At 56.9% G+C, this 16377-nt stretch carries 4 protein-coding genes; 2 read left to right on the top strand and 2 right to left on the bottom strand.

What is annotated here, in order from left to right; all coding sequences use genetic code 11:
• Positions 1–43 precede the first annotated feature (43 nt).
• On the bottom strand, positions 44–1837 hold the full coding sequence (locus ACG2XO_RS05650) for a TolC family outer membrane protein (protein WP_410499842.1): 1794 nt from the start codon (positions 1835–1837) through the stop codon (positions 44–46).
• 215 nt (positions 1838–2052) lie between these two features.
• Here ACG2XO_RS05650 and ACG2XO_RS05645 point away from each other — a divergent pair, with 215 nt between their 5' ends.
• Positions 2053–2679, top strand: coding sequence for a transglutaminase-like cysteine peptidase (locus ACG2XO_RS05645; RefSeq protein WP_410499841.1), 627 nt, complete (start codon positions 2053–2055; stop codon positions 2677–2679).
• Positions 2680–2688: 9 nt separating this feature from the next.
• Positions 2689–4602, top strand: coding sequence for an EAL domain-containing protein (locus tag ACG2XO_RS05640; protein ID WP_410499840.1), 1914 nt, complete (start codon positions 2689–2691; stop codon positions 4600–4602).
• Positions 4603–4705: 103 nt separating this feature from the next.
• Here ACG2XO_RS05640 and ACG2XO_RS05635 read toward each other — a convergent pair whose 3' ends face one another.
• Positions 4706–16252: a retention module-containing protein gene (locus ACG2XO_RS05635; protein ID WP_410499839.1), complete on the bottom strand. Its 11547-nt coding sequence runs from the start codon at positions 16250–16252 to the stop codon at positions 4706–4708.
• Between the last annotated feature and the right edge of the window lie 125 nt (positions 16253–16377).

Genomic DNA, 16377 nt, shown 5'->3' with positions numbered 1-16377 from the left:
CCAATCGGTGAGCCTTTTTTCAATTCAAGCACGGCAGTCGGTTTTATTCGGTCCGGCCAGCACTTACCCGTTCGCGGGCAATTTTCCACTTGCCGCCCTCTTGCACCAGCTCCAATGTTTTTTGCACGCTGTCAGTGTAATTTTTCGCGCTGTAGTTTTGCATAAAGCTCACTTCAGCGCGCTCTTTGCCGCTCATTTTGCAGCTTTGATTCTCAAGTTTGAGCGTAATTTTGCCTTCTTTGCTCACGCGGGCGCGGCGTTTGGCTTCCCAATCGACTCGACTGCCCTCTTCGGCTTGAAAACTTTGGGCATAGAAACCCAGATACGTTTCCAATTGTTTGCCGGACCACGCAGCAGACCAGTTACTGAGCAGATCGGTAATGCCTTTATCACAAGACTCGACAGATTTGGTTTCAACCACTGCGGTGCGTGGCGGGCGCCCCGCCATCGCTGCAGCCCGATCCAGTTTGACACTCTCAATCATTGCCCCCGAGCAGGCAATTTTTTCATCTTCGGTCAGATTGTCACCCAGATCTTCCTCGGGCGCTGCGCCCTCCAGTGGCGAGAGCTGCAAAGCGGCCAGCAACTGGTGCGTTTGCGCCAGCACGCGCGAATGCGAAAGCTGATAGTCGTACTCGCCTTTAGCCAGTGCGATTTTGGCGTCAAACAATTCGTTTTCGGTATCCAACACGTCGAGCAATGAACGTTGACCAATGTCGAACTGGCGACGGAAAGCGTCACGCGACTTCTCGGTGGCCAGCACATGCTGGTCAAGATAAGCGAGCTGTTCTTTCAGGCGGAAAGTGTCATTCCAGGCGATTTGTGTGGTCTGGCGAATGTCGCGGCATACTTTATCGCGCTGTTCATAAGCAAGATTCAATTGCTCGGCATATTGGTTAACACGCGCTTTGGTTGCGCCACCACGGAACAGGTTGTAATTCATCACCAGTTGCACTGCGGCATCTTTGTAGCTGCCGTCGATATTGTCGCGGTTCCAGTCCAGAGCCTGACTGGCGCGCAATTCAAACGTCGGGTAGTAATCGCTTTTCTTATTTTCAGCATCCGCGCGGGCCGCACGGAGGTTATATACGGCCGCTTTGAATTGCGGATTATTGCCCAAATGCGATTTCAGCGCCGCCGAATCAGCAGGTATGGCGCTGGCCAGGCTGGTCGGTTTGCTCATTTCGGCAACCGGCGGCATGCCGGTCAGGCGTTCATAGCGCGCAGAGACATCGTGCAGATTCGATGCCTGTGTCAGCCAGTTCGACTCGGCCAACGCCAGACGGCCTGTTGCCGTTTCCAGATCGACACGGCGACCGACGCCGGCTGCGACACGCTCGCCAATCTGGTCATAGGTTTCCTTGTGAATCGCGTAGTTTTCTTTGGCCAGCTCGACCAGTTCGCGATAGCGCAAGACATCCAGATATGCGTTGACGGTTTCGAGTGCGGCCTGATCGCTGGCGGCGAGCAAGTCGTAATAGCGGGTCAGTTTGCCATAACCGAGGCGGCGCACTTCGGTCGAAGTGGCAAAGCCATCAAACAGCATCTGGCGCAATTCCAGGCTCACGCCGGAATGGTTAAATGAAGTGTCGCCAATATTCGAAACGGGGCGCTCCTGTCTTTCGAGGCCGGTGTAGCCATTCAGATTGACTTGCGGATAATAGTTACCCTTGGCAACATCCTGCTCTGCGCTGGATGATTTGTAGCTGAACCACTTGGCGCGAACTTCTGGATTTTTCAATACAGTTTGTTCGACCGCGTCCTTCAGACTACTCGCGGCCAGACTCATTTGCATACAGCCCAACAGCAACATCACAACGACAGGTTTTAATTTCATTTAACTACCCTTAGTATGTAAAGATCAAATTGTGCGCCATTTTATTGCAAAAAATCATGTCATGTGGTGTAAATTTCATGACACGGAATATCCGCACAAAACCCACAACTTTATGCCAAGATAATCGCTTCTGCGAATAGCCTTGCGCAGCCATGCACAGAAGCGGTATGCGAATCTTATTTCGAGGCCTCAGTACTTTACTGCTCATTATTTGCATGCCGCTGCTCGTTCTGCCCGCCTGGTCAAAATGGGATTTTGACCAGTTAACCAAAAGCCTTCACCTCAAAAACGCGGCAGCAGCCAATAAAATGCTGGCCGAGATTCAAACTCTGTTTAATGGTGCCAAAACACAGGCTGAAACCGAGCAACTCAAACGGGTTAATGCGTTTTTCAATAGCAAACTGAGCTTTAACGATGACAGTAAAATCTGGAATACCAGCGATTACTGGGCGACGCCACTGGAAACCATCTCCAAAGCGGCTGGCGATTGTGAAGATTTTGCGATCATCAAGTATTTTTCGCTGAAAGAACTGGGCGTCGCCCCCGAAAAACTCCGGCTCAGTTATGTCAAAGCCAAAATTGGCGGCAGTAACAGTACGATCACGCAAGCCCATATGGTTCTCACTTATTACGCCACGCCCGATGCCGAGCCGCTGGTTCTGGATAATCTGATTACCGAGATCCGCCCGGCCAGCCGTCGACCTGATTTAACTCCGGTATTCAGTTTTAACAGCGAAGGCATTTATGCCGGCAGTGGCGCTCAGCCGACCGCTGCCATTGATCGCTTGTCGCGCTGGAAAGATGTACTGCTTCGCATGAAAAGCGAAGGCATCAATTTTTAAGGAAAAAGAATGTCTTTATTTCGTCAGGTCTGGTTCATGATTATTGCTTCGGCGCTGCTGGCCTTTATGGCTGCGCTACTGATCAGCACCTACAGTGCACGCGATTATTTGCAGACCCAGCTCTATACCCAGAGCAGCGATACCGCCTCGGCGCTGGCTTTGTCGATTTCCCAGCAGGCCAATGATCCGGCCATGGTTGAATTGATGACCAATGCGCTCTTTGACTCTGGGCATTTTGAATGGATACGCATCAGCGATCCGCACGGTAAAACAGTCTATGAGCAATTCAATCGCGAGCTGCCGAGCAAAGTACCGGACTGGTTTATCCAGCGCTTTCCGATTGTGGTATTGCCTGGCGAGGCTCTGATCAGCAATGGCTGGAAGCAGGCGGGCAAAGTCCAGATCCGCGCTCATTCTCGCTTTGCCTATGAATCGCTGTGGCTAGCCGGAAAGAAACTGCTGTTCTGGATGCTGCTCGGGGGTATGTTCACCGGGGCATTGATGACATTGCTGCTCAAACATATACGTCGACCGATCATCCAAATGATGCAACAGGTTTCGGCAATGAGCGAGCGCAAGTTCATTCATATCTCACCGCCACCCTATATCGAGCTGCGCCCGATGGCCGATGCGATGAACAGCATGGTCGCCCGCGTCAAATCCATGTTCGATGAACAGGCTGGACATATCGAGCAACTCAAACTCGATGCCAATCGTGATGCCGTCACCGGGCTGGCCAACCGCAGCTTTTTTATGGCGCGCCTGGCCAGCCTGTTATCCGACGAAGAAAGCCTGCCCGACGGCGTTTTATTGATGCTGCGACTGAATAATCTGGCCGACATCAATCGTCACCTGGGGCATCAGGCCACCGATCGTCTGCTGATGGAGCTCGCCACCCGGCTGGCGCAACACGCCGACAGCAATCCGGACTGGCAAGCCGCGCGACTCAATGGCTCCGATTTCGTGCTGGTCGCACCGGGCATGGACGATGAAAAACAGTTTGCCGAGCAGTTACTCGCCGACATTGCCAGCTTGGCACCGGAAGTTGTCAACCTGCTGCATATCGGCTATGGCGAATACGAAAGGGGTGATACGGTCAGCAAGCTGTTGAGTCGCATCGATGCGGCACTCGCGCGTGCCGAAGCCCATCCGCACAATGCCGTATCTGCTGCCCAACTCATTCATCACAAACTCAACCGCCCCAATACCTATTGGCGCGACTTATTGCAAACCGCGATCGAGCACGATCAGTTTGATACCGTCAGCTATGAGGTTCTCGACTTTGCCGGTCAATTGCTGCACAAAGAAATGATGCTGCGCCTGCCTGACCCGCAAACCGGCGCGCTGCATTCGGCAGGGATGTTCATCCCATTTGCCCGCCGTTTTGACCTGCTGCCCAAACTGGATCTGGCCGCCATCCGGCTGGCATTGCAGCAACTGGGCAGGGAGAGCAACGAGCTGGCGGTCAATATTTCCCCAGCCTCGATTAGTCACCCGCCATTCCGGCGCGAGCTGGCCACGCTGCTGGCACAGCAAACGAAGGCCACGCTGAAACGCTTGTGGCTGGAAATCAATGAACATGCGCTGATCGAAGACAGCGAATCACTGGCCACTTTCGCCACCGAAATGCATCAGCTCGGCATTAAAGTCGGTATCGAACATTTCGGTCGCCAGATTGGCAGCATGTCAAAACTGTATGATTTGCCACTCGACTATCTGAAAATCGACAACAGCTATATCCATGAAATTGACCAGCACAGTGGCAACCAGCAACTGGTCAAAGCCATGGTCGGCATTGCGCGCAACCTCGACCTGATGATCATTGCCGAACTGGTGCGATCCAACGCTGAATGGCAAACACTCGAACAGCTGGGGCTCACCGGCGCGACAGGCCCCGTCACCGAAACGCAGCAAGGTATATAGCCACAAAGCTATAAATAAAAGCCCTGCAAGGCAATACCCAGCAGCAATTTCAAACGATAAAAAAGGCCAACCCGAAGGTTGGCCTTTTTTTACTCAGTGCGACTTAATCGGTAATGAGTCTGCCCTTGTTCAGCAAGTCGGCAATGATCGCCTGATCATTACCAACAGTCGTCAAATCAATCCCTTGCAAAGTAATCACCTGATTTTCCTTGCTTGCAATCGTCAAATCACTATCGCCAGAGGCAAATTTGCCGCCCGAACTGATATGGACAATGGTATCGCTGCCCGATTTTTCAAAGTGCAGGTATTGCGTCAGATTACCGCTGTTTTCACCCTGCAGCAGATCACGCAGATCCAGCTTGTCAGCGTCCGCAGTCCCATCGCGACCCAGACCGTTCCGGTTGAAATCCATCACGATATCGCGTGCCGGCGTTCCCGCCGTGCCCTGATCGCCCAGAGTCCATTTGAACACATCAGAGCCTGAATCACCGCGCAATACATCATTGCCAGCGCCGCCATTCAACAGGTCATGACCTTCACCGCCACGCAGACCGTCAGCAGCAGTACCACCATACAGTTTATCGTCGCCCGTGCCACCAAACAGCATATCGGTGCCACCTTCGCCAAACATGGTGTCGTTGCCGGCACCACCATGAGCAATATCTGCCCATTCGGCTGAGGTTTTTGCTGCGGCCGACAATTGCTGTTTGGTATTGAGCATCAGCGTGTTCTGGTCATTGGCCCCCAGCGCCACGGTCATCAAGCCATCAGCAAGAATAAATGCCTGCGACTGATCTCCCGTATTATTGGGTTGAGTTTCACCCAAAAACATCAAGTCGTTACCATTGCCAGCCTCGATGAAATCATTCGAAGAATTAGTAACAAATACTTGATCATTGCCACTCGTGTTCGTCGTCCCATCAACACCCGGGTGATAGATAATATCGGCCGGATTATTGGTTACAAACCACTTGCTGTAATCCGTCCACGCTGGCGTTTGTTGAATCACGCTATTATCGATAGCAGTAAATGTGTCGTTAATTTCACCGCCAGTGAAGACATTACTTCCATCAACGACCTTGATCGTCCAAACCGCAGTATCCACTCCGCCACGGCCATCGCTAATGCTGTAAGTCACCGTCGCATCGCCGGTGAAGCCCGCTGTCGGCACAAAGGTAAGCGTACCGTTTGGATTGACGGTGACCGTGCCATTCGTTGCAACCGGCGTACCGAAAATGCTCAGCGTGTCATTCTGCGCATCATGATCGTTGCCGATGACGTTGTAAGTCACCGACTGACCGGTTTTGGTATAGGTGTAATCATCCACTGCCACCGGTGCCGTATTAGGCAGAGCCACGCCCAGCGTCAGTGTTGAGTTCACCGATGAACCATCCTGATCCTTGGCGGTGTAAGTCACCACTTCCGGACTCATCGTCGATGGCGCAAGGTCATAGCTCAAGCCAGTGACCACATACCCCTGATTGCTTGGATCGGTATATTGCACCACCAGATAATGGAAAGGCAGATCAGCAGTCACCTCTTGCAGCACAGGAGAACCATTGCTGCTGGTATTCATAAAGTTACCGCTCGCAACCAGATTGCCTTCGCTATCGTAGGCAAACCATTTCGCATTCGATTGGCCGCCATTAAATTGCGCCAAGGTCACATGCGCTTGCATCACATCGGTTTTGAAGTCCATGACCAGCGCTTCATCGCCGTTAATGCCCTTGGCTTGCCCAACCCCCAGACCCACTTTTCCCGTACCACCTTGCAGATTGACGTTCTGCCCTGCCGTACCCAGACCACCGATATTCAAGGAACCATCGGCATTGTGCCAGGCCGAGCTGGTCTGACCGTACAAGCCAACGTCCGCATTCCATTGCGCCAGACTCGAATTATCCACCGCCACGGTTTTCACTTCGGACTGATACGAATAGCTACCGTCATTCGCAATGGTCAATTTGCCATTCGGGGTATCCAGTACCAATGAAGAACCATTGGCTGGCAACTGGTAAGTCTGCCCGCCAAAAGTCACGCTGCTCACTTTCATCGGCAGATCAAGCGCCGAATCATTCGTCAGTACATTACCAGCCACCACGCCGAGGTAATCCGCCGTTGCGGTATCAGCCACTGCAGTCGGCGTGCTATCGGCAATATCAATGGTGACTTTTGTCCACGCAGAGGACGCACTGCCATCGTTCGCACGATAGTAGAAACTATCCTGATCCGGCGTTGTATCAGCATGATTGCGCACCGGCGCAACATAGCTGAACGTACCATCCTGATTCATCGTGACCGTGCCGCCCAAGGCCGTGGTAATCGTGTGAGCGCCATCGGCCTGCTGCGCGGCAGTGCCGGATGAGTTGGCTGAAAAGTCGATCACTTTCAGCGACGAAGCAGACGAATCAATATCGGTATCGTTGCCCAGCACTGAAGAAGTAAAGGTCGTCGTTTTCCCCTCATTCGCATTCACCTGATCAGCAACGCCCAGTGGCGCATCATTGAGCGGGTTGACTGTGATCGTGCCGCTGGCCGGTGTTGCATCGCTCAATCCGTTGTTGTCAATCGCGGTATATTGGAAGCTGGTGTTGCCATTCCAGTCTGCATTTGGCTTGAAGTAGATCGTCGCGCCATTATTGCTCGCCGCAATCACGCTGGCGGCATTCAGCGGCTGGGTTCCGGCTGCATCGCTGTAGAACGAGCCATTGGTTGGTAAGCTCGTCAATTTGAAGCTGGCCACCGAGCCATCCACATCACTACCGCTCAGACTCACCGCAATCAGCGTGTCCTCATTACCGCTGGCGCTCGTGTTGTTAGTCACAGGCGCATCGTTGACCGCATTCACGGTAATCGTGCCATTCGCCGGCGTCGCGTCGCTCAGTCCCTGATTGTCAGTCGCGGTATATTCGAATGTCGCATTACCATTCCAGTCTGCGTTTGGCTTGAAGTAGATCGTTGCGCCATTATTACTTGCAGCAATCACGCTGGTGGCATTCAGCGGCTGGGTTCCGGCTGCATCGCTGTAGAACGTGCCATTGGTTGGCAAGCTGGTCAATTTGAAGCTGGCCACCGAGCCATCCACATCGCTGCCGCTCAGACTCACGGCAATCAGCGTGTCCTCGTTGCCACTAGCGCTCGTGTTGTTGGTCACAGGCGCGTCATTGACTGGCGTCAGTTCGATCTTGATGGTCGCGGTGGTCGTGCCGCCGTTGCCGTCGTTAATCAGCACCGTGAAGCTGTCGTTGCCGTTGTAGTTGGCGCTTGGCGTGTAGACGTAGGCACCGGTGGCGGCGTCGATGGTGACGCTGCCGTGGCTTGGCGCGCTGCCTGTGCTGTAGCTGAGCGTGTCGTTGTCAGCGTCGCTGGCGATGACTTTGCCGTTGACCACGGTGTCTTCCGGCACCGAGTGCAGGTAGTCGCCGGTGGCCGGGTCGACGTTAACTGGCGTGTTGCCCGGGGTCGGTACCGGTGGTTGTACGACCGGTTTGTCGTTGGTGCCGACGACGGTGATCGTCAGTGTGCTGTTGCTCGTCGCTGTGCCGTCGGTGACGCTGTACGGTACGGTGATCGTTTGTACTTCACCTTCTTTGAGGCTGTTGTACGCCGGATCAGTGGCGTCGAAGCTGTAGCTGCCGTTGCTGTTGAGCACCAGACCCGGGATGTTGCTGCCGGTGGCGAAGCTCAGTTTGCCTTGGTCATTGGTATCGACGTCGCTGGCGACGAGCTGGCCGTTGGCGACGGGGTCGTTTTCTTTGACGCTCAGTGTGGCGGCCGTTGGGACTGGCGCGTCGTTCTGGCCGTGGATGGTGATAACGATGCTGTGTGTGGTGCCGTCAGCCGATTGAACGGTGAAGGTGTCGGTGAGGCTGCCGCCGTCGTCGAGTGACTGGATGGCGCTTTGACCGTTATTGGCGGTATAGCTCCACGCACCAGTGCTGTCGATACTCAGCGAGCCATACGTGCCTGGTGTATTGGTTTGCGGCTGGAAGTTCTCTTCGGCGGCGCCGTCGACGTCGCTGACGGTGAGCTGGCCGCCAATTTGCAGCGTGTTGCCAGCTTGGACGTTGCTGTCTTCGGTGACTGCACCGCTGTCTTGACCGGCGATGGTGGCCGGGTTGCCGACTGGCGTCAGTTCGATCTTGATGGTCGCGGTGGTTGTGCCGCCGTTGCCGTCGTCAATCAGTACGGTGAAGCTGTCGTTGCCGTTGTAGTTGGCGCTTGGCGTGTAGACGTAGGCACCGGTGGCGGCGTCGATGGTGACGCTGCCGTGGCTTGGCGCGCTGCCTGTGCTGTAGCTGAGCGTGTCGTTGTCAGCGTCGCTGGCGATGACTTTGCCGTTGACCACGGTGTCTTCCGGCACCGAGTGCAGGTAGTCGCCGGTGGCCGGGTCGACGTTAACTGGCGTGTTGCCCGGGGTCGGTACCGGTGGTTGTACGACCGGTTTGTCGTTGGTGCCGACGACGGTGATCGTCAGTGTGCTGTTGCTCGTCGCTGTGCCGTCGGTGACGCTGTACGGTACGGTGATCGTTTGTACTTCACCTTCTTTGAGGCTGTTGTACGCCGGATCAGTGGCGTCGAAGCTGTAGCTGCCGTTGCTGTTGAGCACCAGACCCGGGATGTTGCTGCCGGTGGCGAAGCTCAGTTTGCCTTGGTCATTGGTATCGACGTCGCTGGCGACGAGCTGGCCGTTGGCGACGGGGTCGTTTTCTTTGACGCTCAGTGTGGCGGCCGTTGGGACTGGCGCGTCGTTCTGGCCGTGGATGGTGATAACGATGCTGTGTGTGGTGCCGTCAGCCGATTGAACGGTGAAGGTGTCGGTGAGGCTGCCGCCGTCGTCGAGTGACTGGATGGCGCTTTGACCGTTATTGGCGGTATAGCTCCACGCACCAGTGCTGTCGATACTCAGCGAGCCATACGTGCCTGGTGTATTGGTTTGCGGCTGGAAGTTCTCTTCGGCGGCGCCGTCGACGTCGCTGACGGTGAGCTGGCCGCCAATTTGCAGCGTGTTGCCAGCTTGGACGTTGCTGTCTTCGGTGACTGCACCGCTGTCTTGACCGGCGATGGTGGCCGGGTTGCCGACTGGCGTCAGTTCGATCTTGATGGTCGCGGTGGTTGTGCCGCCGTTGCCGTCGTCAATCAGTACGGTGAAGCTGTCGTTGCCGTTGTAGTTGGCGCTTGGCGTGTAAACATAAGCGCCGGTGTTTTGGTCGATGGTGACGCTGCCGTGGCTAGGTGCGGTGCCTGCGCTGTAGCTGAGCGTGTCGTTGTCAGCGTCGCTGGCGATGACTTTGCCGTTGACCACGGTGTCTTCCGGCACCGAGTGCAGGTAGTCGCCGGTGGCCGGGTCGACGTTAACTGGCGTGTTGCCCGGTGTCGGTACCGGTGGTTGTACGACCGGTTTGTCGTTGGTGCCGACGACGGTGATCGTCAGTGTGCTGTTGCTCGTCGCAGTGCCGTCGGTGACGCTGTACGGTACGGTGATCGTTTGTACTTCACCTTCTTTGAGGCTGTTGTACGCCGGATCAGTGGCGTCGAAGCTGTAGCTGCCGTTGCTGTTGAGCACCAGACCCGGGATGTTGCTGCCGGTGGCGAAGCTCAGTTTGCCTTGGTCGTTGGTATCGACGTCGCTGGCGACGAGCTGGCCGTTGGCGACTGGGTCGTTTTCTTTGACGCTCAGTGTGGCTGCGCTCGGTACTGGCGCGTCGTTCTGGCCGTTGATGGTGATAACGATGCTGTGTGTGGTGCCGTCAGCCGATTGAACGGTGAAGGTGTCGGTGAGGCTGCCGCCGTCGTCGAGTGACTGGATGGCGCTTTGACCGTTATTGGCGGTATAGCTCCACGCACCAGTGCTGTCGATACTCAGCGAGCCATACGTGCCTGGTGTATTGGTTTGTGGCTGGAAGTTTTCTTCGGCTGCGCCGTCCGGATCGCTGACGGTGAGCTGGCCGCCAATTTGCAGCGTGTTGCCGGCTTGGACGTTGCTGTCTTCGGTGACTGCACCGCTGTCTTGACCGGCGATGGTGGCCGGGTTGCCGACTGGCGTCAGTTCGATCTTGATGGTCGCGGTGGTTGTGCCGCCGTTGCCGTCGTCAATCAGTACGGTGAAGCTGTCGTTGCCGTTGTAGTTGGCGCTTGGCGTGTAAACATAAGCGCCGGTGTTTTGGTCGATGGTGACGCTGCCGTGGCTAGGTGCGGTGCCTGCGCTGTAGCTGAGCGTGTCGTTGTCAGCGTCGCTGGCGATGACTTTGCCGTTGACCACGGTGTCTTCCGGCACCGAGTGCAGGTAGTCGCCGGTGGCCGGGTCGACGTTAACTGGCGTGTTGCCCGGGGTCGGTACCGGTGGTTGTACGACCGGTTTGTCGTTGGTGCCGACGACGGTGATCGTCAGTGTGCTGTTGCTCGTCGCTGTGCCGTCGGTGACGCTGTACGGTACGGTGATCGTTTGTACTTCACCTTCTTTGAGGCTGTTGTACGCCGGATCAGTGGCGTCGAAGCTGTAGCTGCCGTTGCTGTTGAGCACCAGACCCGGGATGTTGCTGCCGGTGGCGAAGCTCAGTTTGCCTTGGTCATTGGTATCGACGTCGCTGGCGACGAGCTGGCCGTTGGCGACGGGGTCGTTTTCTTTGACGCTCAGTGTGGCGGCCGTTGGGACTGGCGCGTCGTTCTGGCCGTGGATGGTGATAACGATGCTGTGTGTGGTGCCGTCAGCCGATTGAACGGTGAAGGTGTCGGTGAGGCTGCCGCCGTCGTCGAGTGACTGGATGGCGCTTTGACCGTTATTGGCGGTATAGCTCCACGCACCAGTGCTGTCGATACTCAGCGAGCCATACGTGCCTGGTGTATTGGTTTGCGGCTGGAAGTTCTCTTCGGCGGCGCCGTCGACGTCGCTGACGGTGAGCTGGCCGCCAATTTGCAGCGTGTTGCCAGCTTGGACGTTGCTGTCTTCGGTGACTGCACCGCTGTCTTGACCGGCGATGGTGGCCGGGTTGCCGACTGGCGTCAGTTCGATCTTGATGGTCGCGGTGGTTGTGCCGCCGTTGCCGTCGTCAATCAGTACGGTGAAGCTGTCGTTGCCGTTGTAGTTGGCGCTTGGCGTGTAGACGTAGGCACCGGTGGCGGCGTCGATGGTGACGCTGCCGTGGCTTGGCGCGCTGCCTGTGCTGTAGCTGAGCGTGTCGTTGTCAGCGTCGCTGGCGATGACTTTGCCGTTGACCACGGTGTCTTCCGGCACCGAGTGCAGGTAGTCGCCGGTGGCCGGGTCGACGTTAACTGGCGTGTTGCCCGGGGTCGGTACCGGTGGTTGTACGACCGGTTTGTCGTTGGTGCCGACGACGGTGATCGTCAGTGTGCTGTTGCTCGTCGCTGTGCCGTCGGTGACGCTGTACGGTACGGTGATCGTTTGTACTTCACCTTCTTTGAGGCTGTTGTACGCCGGATCAGTGGCGTCGAAGCTGTAGCTGCCGTTGCTGTTGAGCACCAGACCCGGGATGTTGCTGCCGGTGGCGAAGCTCAGTTTGCCTTGGTCATTGGTATCGACGTCGCTGGCGACGAGCTGGCCGTTGGCGACGGGGTCGTTTTCTTTGACGCTCAGTGTGGCGGCCGTTGGGACTGGCGCGTCGTTCTGGCCGTGGATGGTGATAACGATGCTGTGTGTGGTGCCGTCAGCCGATTGAACGGTGAAGGTGTCGGTGAGGCTGCCGCCGTCGTCGAGTGACTGGATGGCGCTTTGACCGTTATTGGCGGTATAGCTCCACGCACCAGTGCTGTCGATACTCAGCGAGCCATACGTGCCTGGTGTATTGGTTTGCGGCTGGAAGTTCTCTTCGGCGGCGCCGTCGACGTCGCTGACGGTGAGCTGGCCGCCAATTTGCAGCGTGTTGCCAGCTTGGACGTTGCTGTCTTCGGTGACTGCACCGCTGTCTTGACCGGCGATGGTGGCCGGGTTGCCGACTGGCGTCAGTTCGATCTTGATGGTCGCGGTGGTTGTGCCGCCGTTGCCGTCGTCAATCAGTACGGTGAAGCTGTCGTTGCCGTTGTAGTTGGCGCTTGGCGTGTAAACATAAGCGCCGGTGTTTTGGTCGATGGTGACGCTGCCGTGGCTAGGTGCGGTGCCTGCGCTGTAGCTGAGCGTGTCGTTGTCAGCGTCGCTGGCGATGACTTTGCCGTTGACCACGGTGTCTTCCGGCACCGAGTGCAGGTAGTCGCCGGTGGCCGGGTCGACGTTAACTGGCGTGTTGCCCGGTGTCGGTACCGGTGGTTGTACGACCGGTTTGTCGTTGGTGCCGACGACGGTGATCGTCAGTGTGCTGTTGCTCGTCGCAGTGCCGTCGGTGACGCTGTACGGTACGGTGATCGTTTGTACTTCACCTTCTTTGAGGCTGTTGTACGCCGGATCAGTGGCGTCGAAGCTGTAGCTGCCGTTGCTGTTGAGCACCAGACCCGGGATGTTGCTGCCGGTGGCGAAGCTCAGTTTGCCTTGGTCGTTGGTATCGACGTCGCTGGCGACGAGCTGGCCGTTGGCGACTGGGTCGTTTTCTTTGACGCTCAGTGTGGCTGCGCTCGGTACTGGCGCGTCGTTCTGGCCGTTGATGGTGATAACGATGCTGTGTGTGGTGCCGTCAGCCGATTGAACGGTGAAGGTGTCGGTGAGGCTGCCGCCGTCGTCGAGTGACTGGATGGCGCTTTGACCGTTATTGGCGGTATAGCTCCACGCACCAGTGCTGTCGATACTCAGCGAGCCATACGTGCCTGGTGTATTGGTTTGTGGCTGGAAGTTTTCTTCGGCTGCGCCGTCCGGATCGCTGACGGTGAGCTGGCCGCCAATTTGCAGCGTGTTGCCGGCTTGGACGTTGCTGTCTTCGGTGACTGCACCGCTGTCTTGACCGGCGATGGTGGCCGGGTTGCCGACTGGCGTCAGTTCGATCTTGATGGTCGCGGTGGTCGTGCCGCCGTTGCCGTCGTTAATCAGCACCGTGAAGCTGTCGTTGCCGTTGTAGTTGGCGCTTGGCGTGTAGACGTAGGCACCCGTGGCGGCGTCGATGGTGACGCTGCCGTGGCTTGGCGCGCTGCCTGTGCTGTAGCTGAGCGTGTCGTTGTCTGCGTCGCTGGCGATGACTTTGCCGTTCACCACGGTGTCTTCCGGCACCGAGTGCAGGTAGTCGCCGGTGGCTGGGTCGACGTTGACTGGCGTGTTGCCCGGGGTCGGTACTGGTGGTTGTACGACCGGTTTGTCGTTGGTGCCGACGACGGTGATCGTCAGTGTGCTGTTGCTCGTCGCAGTGCCGTCGGTGACGCTGTACGGTACGGTGATCGTTTGTACTTCACCTTCTTTGAGGCTGTTGTACGCCGGATCAGTGGCGTCGAAGCTGTAGCTGCCGTTGCTGTTGAGCACCAGACCCGGGATGTTGCTGCCGGTGGCGAAGCTCAGTTTGCCTTGGTCATTGGTATCGACGTCGCTGGCGACGAGCTGGCCGTTGGCGACGGGGTCGTTTTCTTTGACGCTCAGTGTGGCGGCCGTTGGGACTGGCGCGTCGTTCTGGCCGTGGATGGTGATAACGATGCTGTGTGTGGTGCCGTCAGCCGATTGAACGGTGAAGGTGTCGGTGAGGCTGCCGCCGTCGTCGAGTGACTGGATGGCGCTTTGACCGTTATTGGCGGTATAGCTCCACGCACCAGTGCTGTCGATACTCAGCGAGCCATACGTGCCTGGTGTATTGGTTTGCGGCTGGAAGTTCTCTTCGGCGGCGCCGTCGACGTCGCTGACGGTGAGCTGGCCGCCAATTTGCAGCGTGTTGCCAGCTTGGACGTTGCTGTCTTCGGTGACTGCACCGCTGTCTTGACCGGCGATGGTGGCCGGGTTGCCGACTGGCGTCAGTTCGATCTTGATGGTCGCGGTGGTTGTGCCGCCGTTGCCGTCGTCAATCAGTACGGTGAAGCTGTCGTTGCCGTTGTAGTTGGCGCTTGGCGTGTAAACATAAGCGCCGGTGTTTTGGTCGATGGTGACGCTGCCGTGGCTAGGTGCGGTGCCTGCGCTGTAGCTGAGCGTGTCGTTGTCAGCGTCGCTGGCGATGACTTTGCCGTTGACCACGGTGTCTTCCGGCACCGAGTGCAGGTAGTCGCCGGTGGCCGGGTCGACGTTAACTGGCGTGTTGCCCGGTGTCGGTACTGGTGGTTGTACGACCGGTTTGTCGTTGGTGCCGACGACGGTGATCGTCAGTGTGCTGTTGCTCGTCGCAGTGCCGTCGGTGACGCTGTACGGTACGGTGATCGTTTGTACTTCACCTTCTTTGAGGCTGTTGTACGCCGGATCAGTGGCGTCGAAGCTGTAGCTGCCGTTGCTGTTGAGCACCAGACCCGGGATGTTGCTGCCGGTGGCGAAGCTCAGTTTGCCTTGGTCGTTGGTATCGACGTCGCTGGCGACGAGCTGGCCGTTGGCGACTGGGTCGTTTTCTTTGACGCTCAGTGTGGCTGCGCTCGGTACTGGCGCGTCGTTCTGGCCGTTGATGGTGATAACGATGCTGTGTGTGGTGCCGTCAGCCGATTGAACGGTGAAGGTGTCGGTGAGGCTGCCGCCGTCGTCGAGTGACTGGATGGCGCTTTGACCGTTATTGGCGGTATAGCTCCACGCACCAGTGCTGTCGATACTCAGCGAGCCATACGTGCCTGGTGTATTGGTTTGTGGCTGGAAGTTTTCTTCGGCTGCGCCGTCCGGATCGCTGACGGTGAGCTGGCCGCCAATTTGCAGCGTGTTGCCGGCTTGGACGTTGCTGTCTTCGGTGACTGCACCGCTGTCTTGACCGGCGATGGTGGCGCTATCGTTGACTGGCGTAACGCCGATCTTGATCGTCAGCGTATCGCTGCCGCCCTTGCCGTCGGTAACGGTGACAGTGAAGCTGTCGCTGCCGTTGTAATCTTGGCTTGGGGTATACGTCCACGAACCATCTTTGTTAACAACAACCGAGCCATGCCCTGGCTGGGTATTTGGCGTATAAACCAGAGTATCGCCGTCCGGATCTTGGGCGACGAGCTGGCCACTGACCGGCGTATCTTCGGTCGTGGTCACACTGACATCGTTGCCCTGTGGCACATTATTTGAACCGGTATCGCCGGGGTCTGTACCATCATCAACCTCACCGGATTGAGGCGTCGCTTCGCCTGATGAAGCTGGGGTAACTGGCTCGGTCCGAGCTAAAGTCGTCGCAAAATCAAAACTGATTGGGTCGACTTGTTCGGCAATACGGAGCAAGCGGACAAAACCACTGCCTTCGCCTTCCGGCCCTGCGCCATTCAAACCGGCAGCCGGCGCTTCGATAAGTTCGTTAAGATCGGTATTCTGATTCAGCGCGTTGATAATCTGGTTTGCACTGGTGTCGGTGTTAGCCACTTTAGCTTCGGTCGCATCCGTCGGCTGGGTGGCGGCCAGATCGCCGTCGAGCAGCAGGCTGCGATCAGCGCCCACTTCGATGACCTGTCCATTAGGCAACAGCAGCGTGACGTGGCCGGTGGCCGAGGTGAAGATCACCTGACCTTCCTGCAGCTGCTGGCCTGCGGCAATGGGCGTGACTTTACCGCTGGCATCGCGAATAAATGCTTCGCCTTCAACTACGACGATTTTTTGTGCTTCTGCGCTGCTGATAACGGTTTCGGCCATGCCCACGACTCCCAGATTGATTTTTTCCGATGCTGGAATGTACGTGAGCAGACAGGGGCTGGCGACTGTACCAAAGTACAGTTTTGGCAAAAAACCGACACTAGCTTAAAAGCCAGAGAAATCAA

It is taken from the genome of Chitinibacter sp. S2-10 (genome assembly GCF_046530675.1).
In the GTDB taxonomy this organism is placed as follows: Bacteria; Pseudomonadota; Gammaproteobacteria; order Burkholderiales; family Chitinibacteraceae; genus Chitinibacter.
Note: the sequence above shows the minus strand (reverse complement) of the source record. Positions and strands in the feature narration are given on the sequence as shown.

Bases quoted from the DNA above. Each gene is read 5' to 3' on its own strand.
- ACG2XO_RS05650 (WP_410499842.1), bottom strand. From the start codon at position 1,837: ATGAAATTAAAACCTGTCGTTGTGATGTTGCTGTTGGGCTGTATGCAA.
- ACG2XO_RS05635 (WP_410499839.1), bottom strand. From the start codon at position 16,252: ATGGCCGAAACCGTTATCAGCAGCGCAGAAGCACAAAAAATCGTCGTA.
- ACG2XO_RS05640 (WP_410499840.1), top strand. From the start codon at position 2,689: ATGTCTTTATTTCGTCAGGTCTGGTTCATGATTATTGCTTCGGCGCTG.
- ACG2XO_RS05645 (WP_410499841.1), top strand. From the start codon at position 2,053: ATGCCGCTGCTCGTTCTGCCCGCCTGGTCAAAATGGGATTTTGACCAG.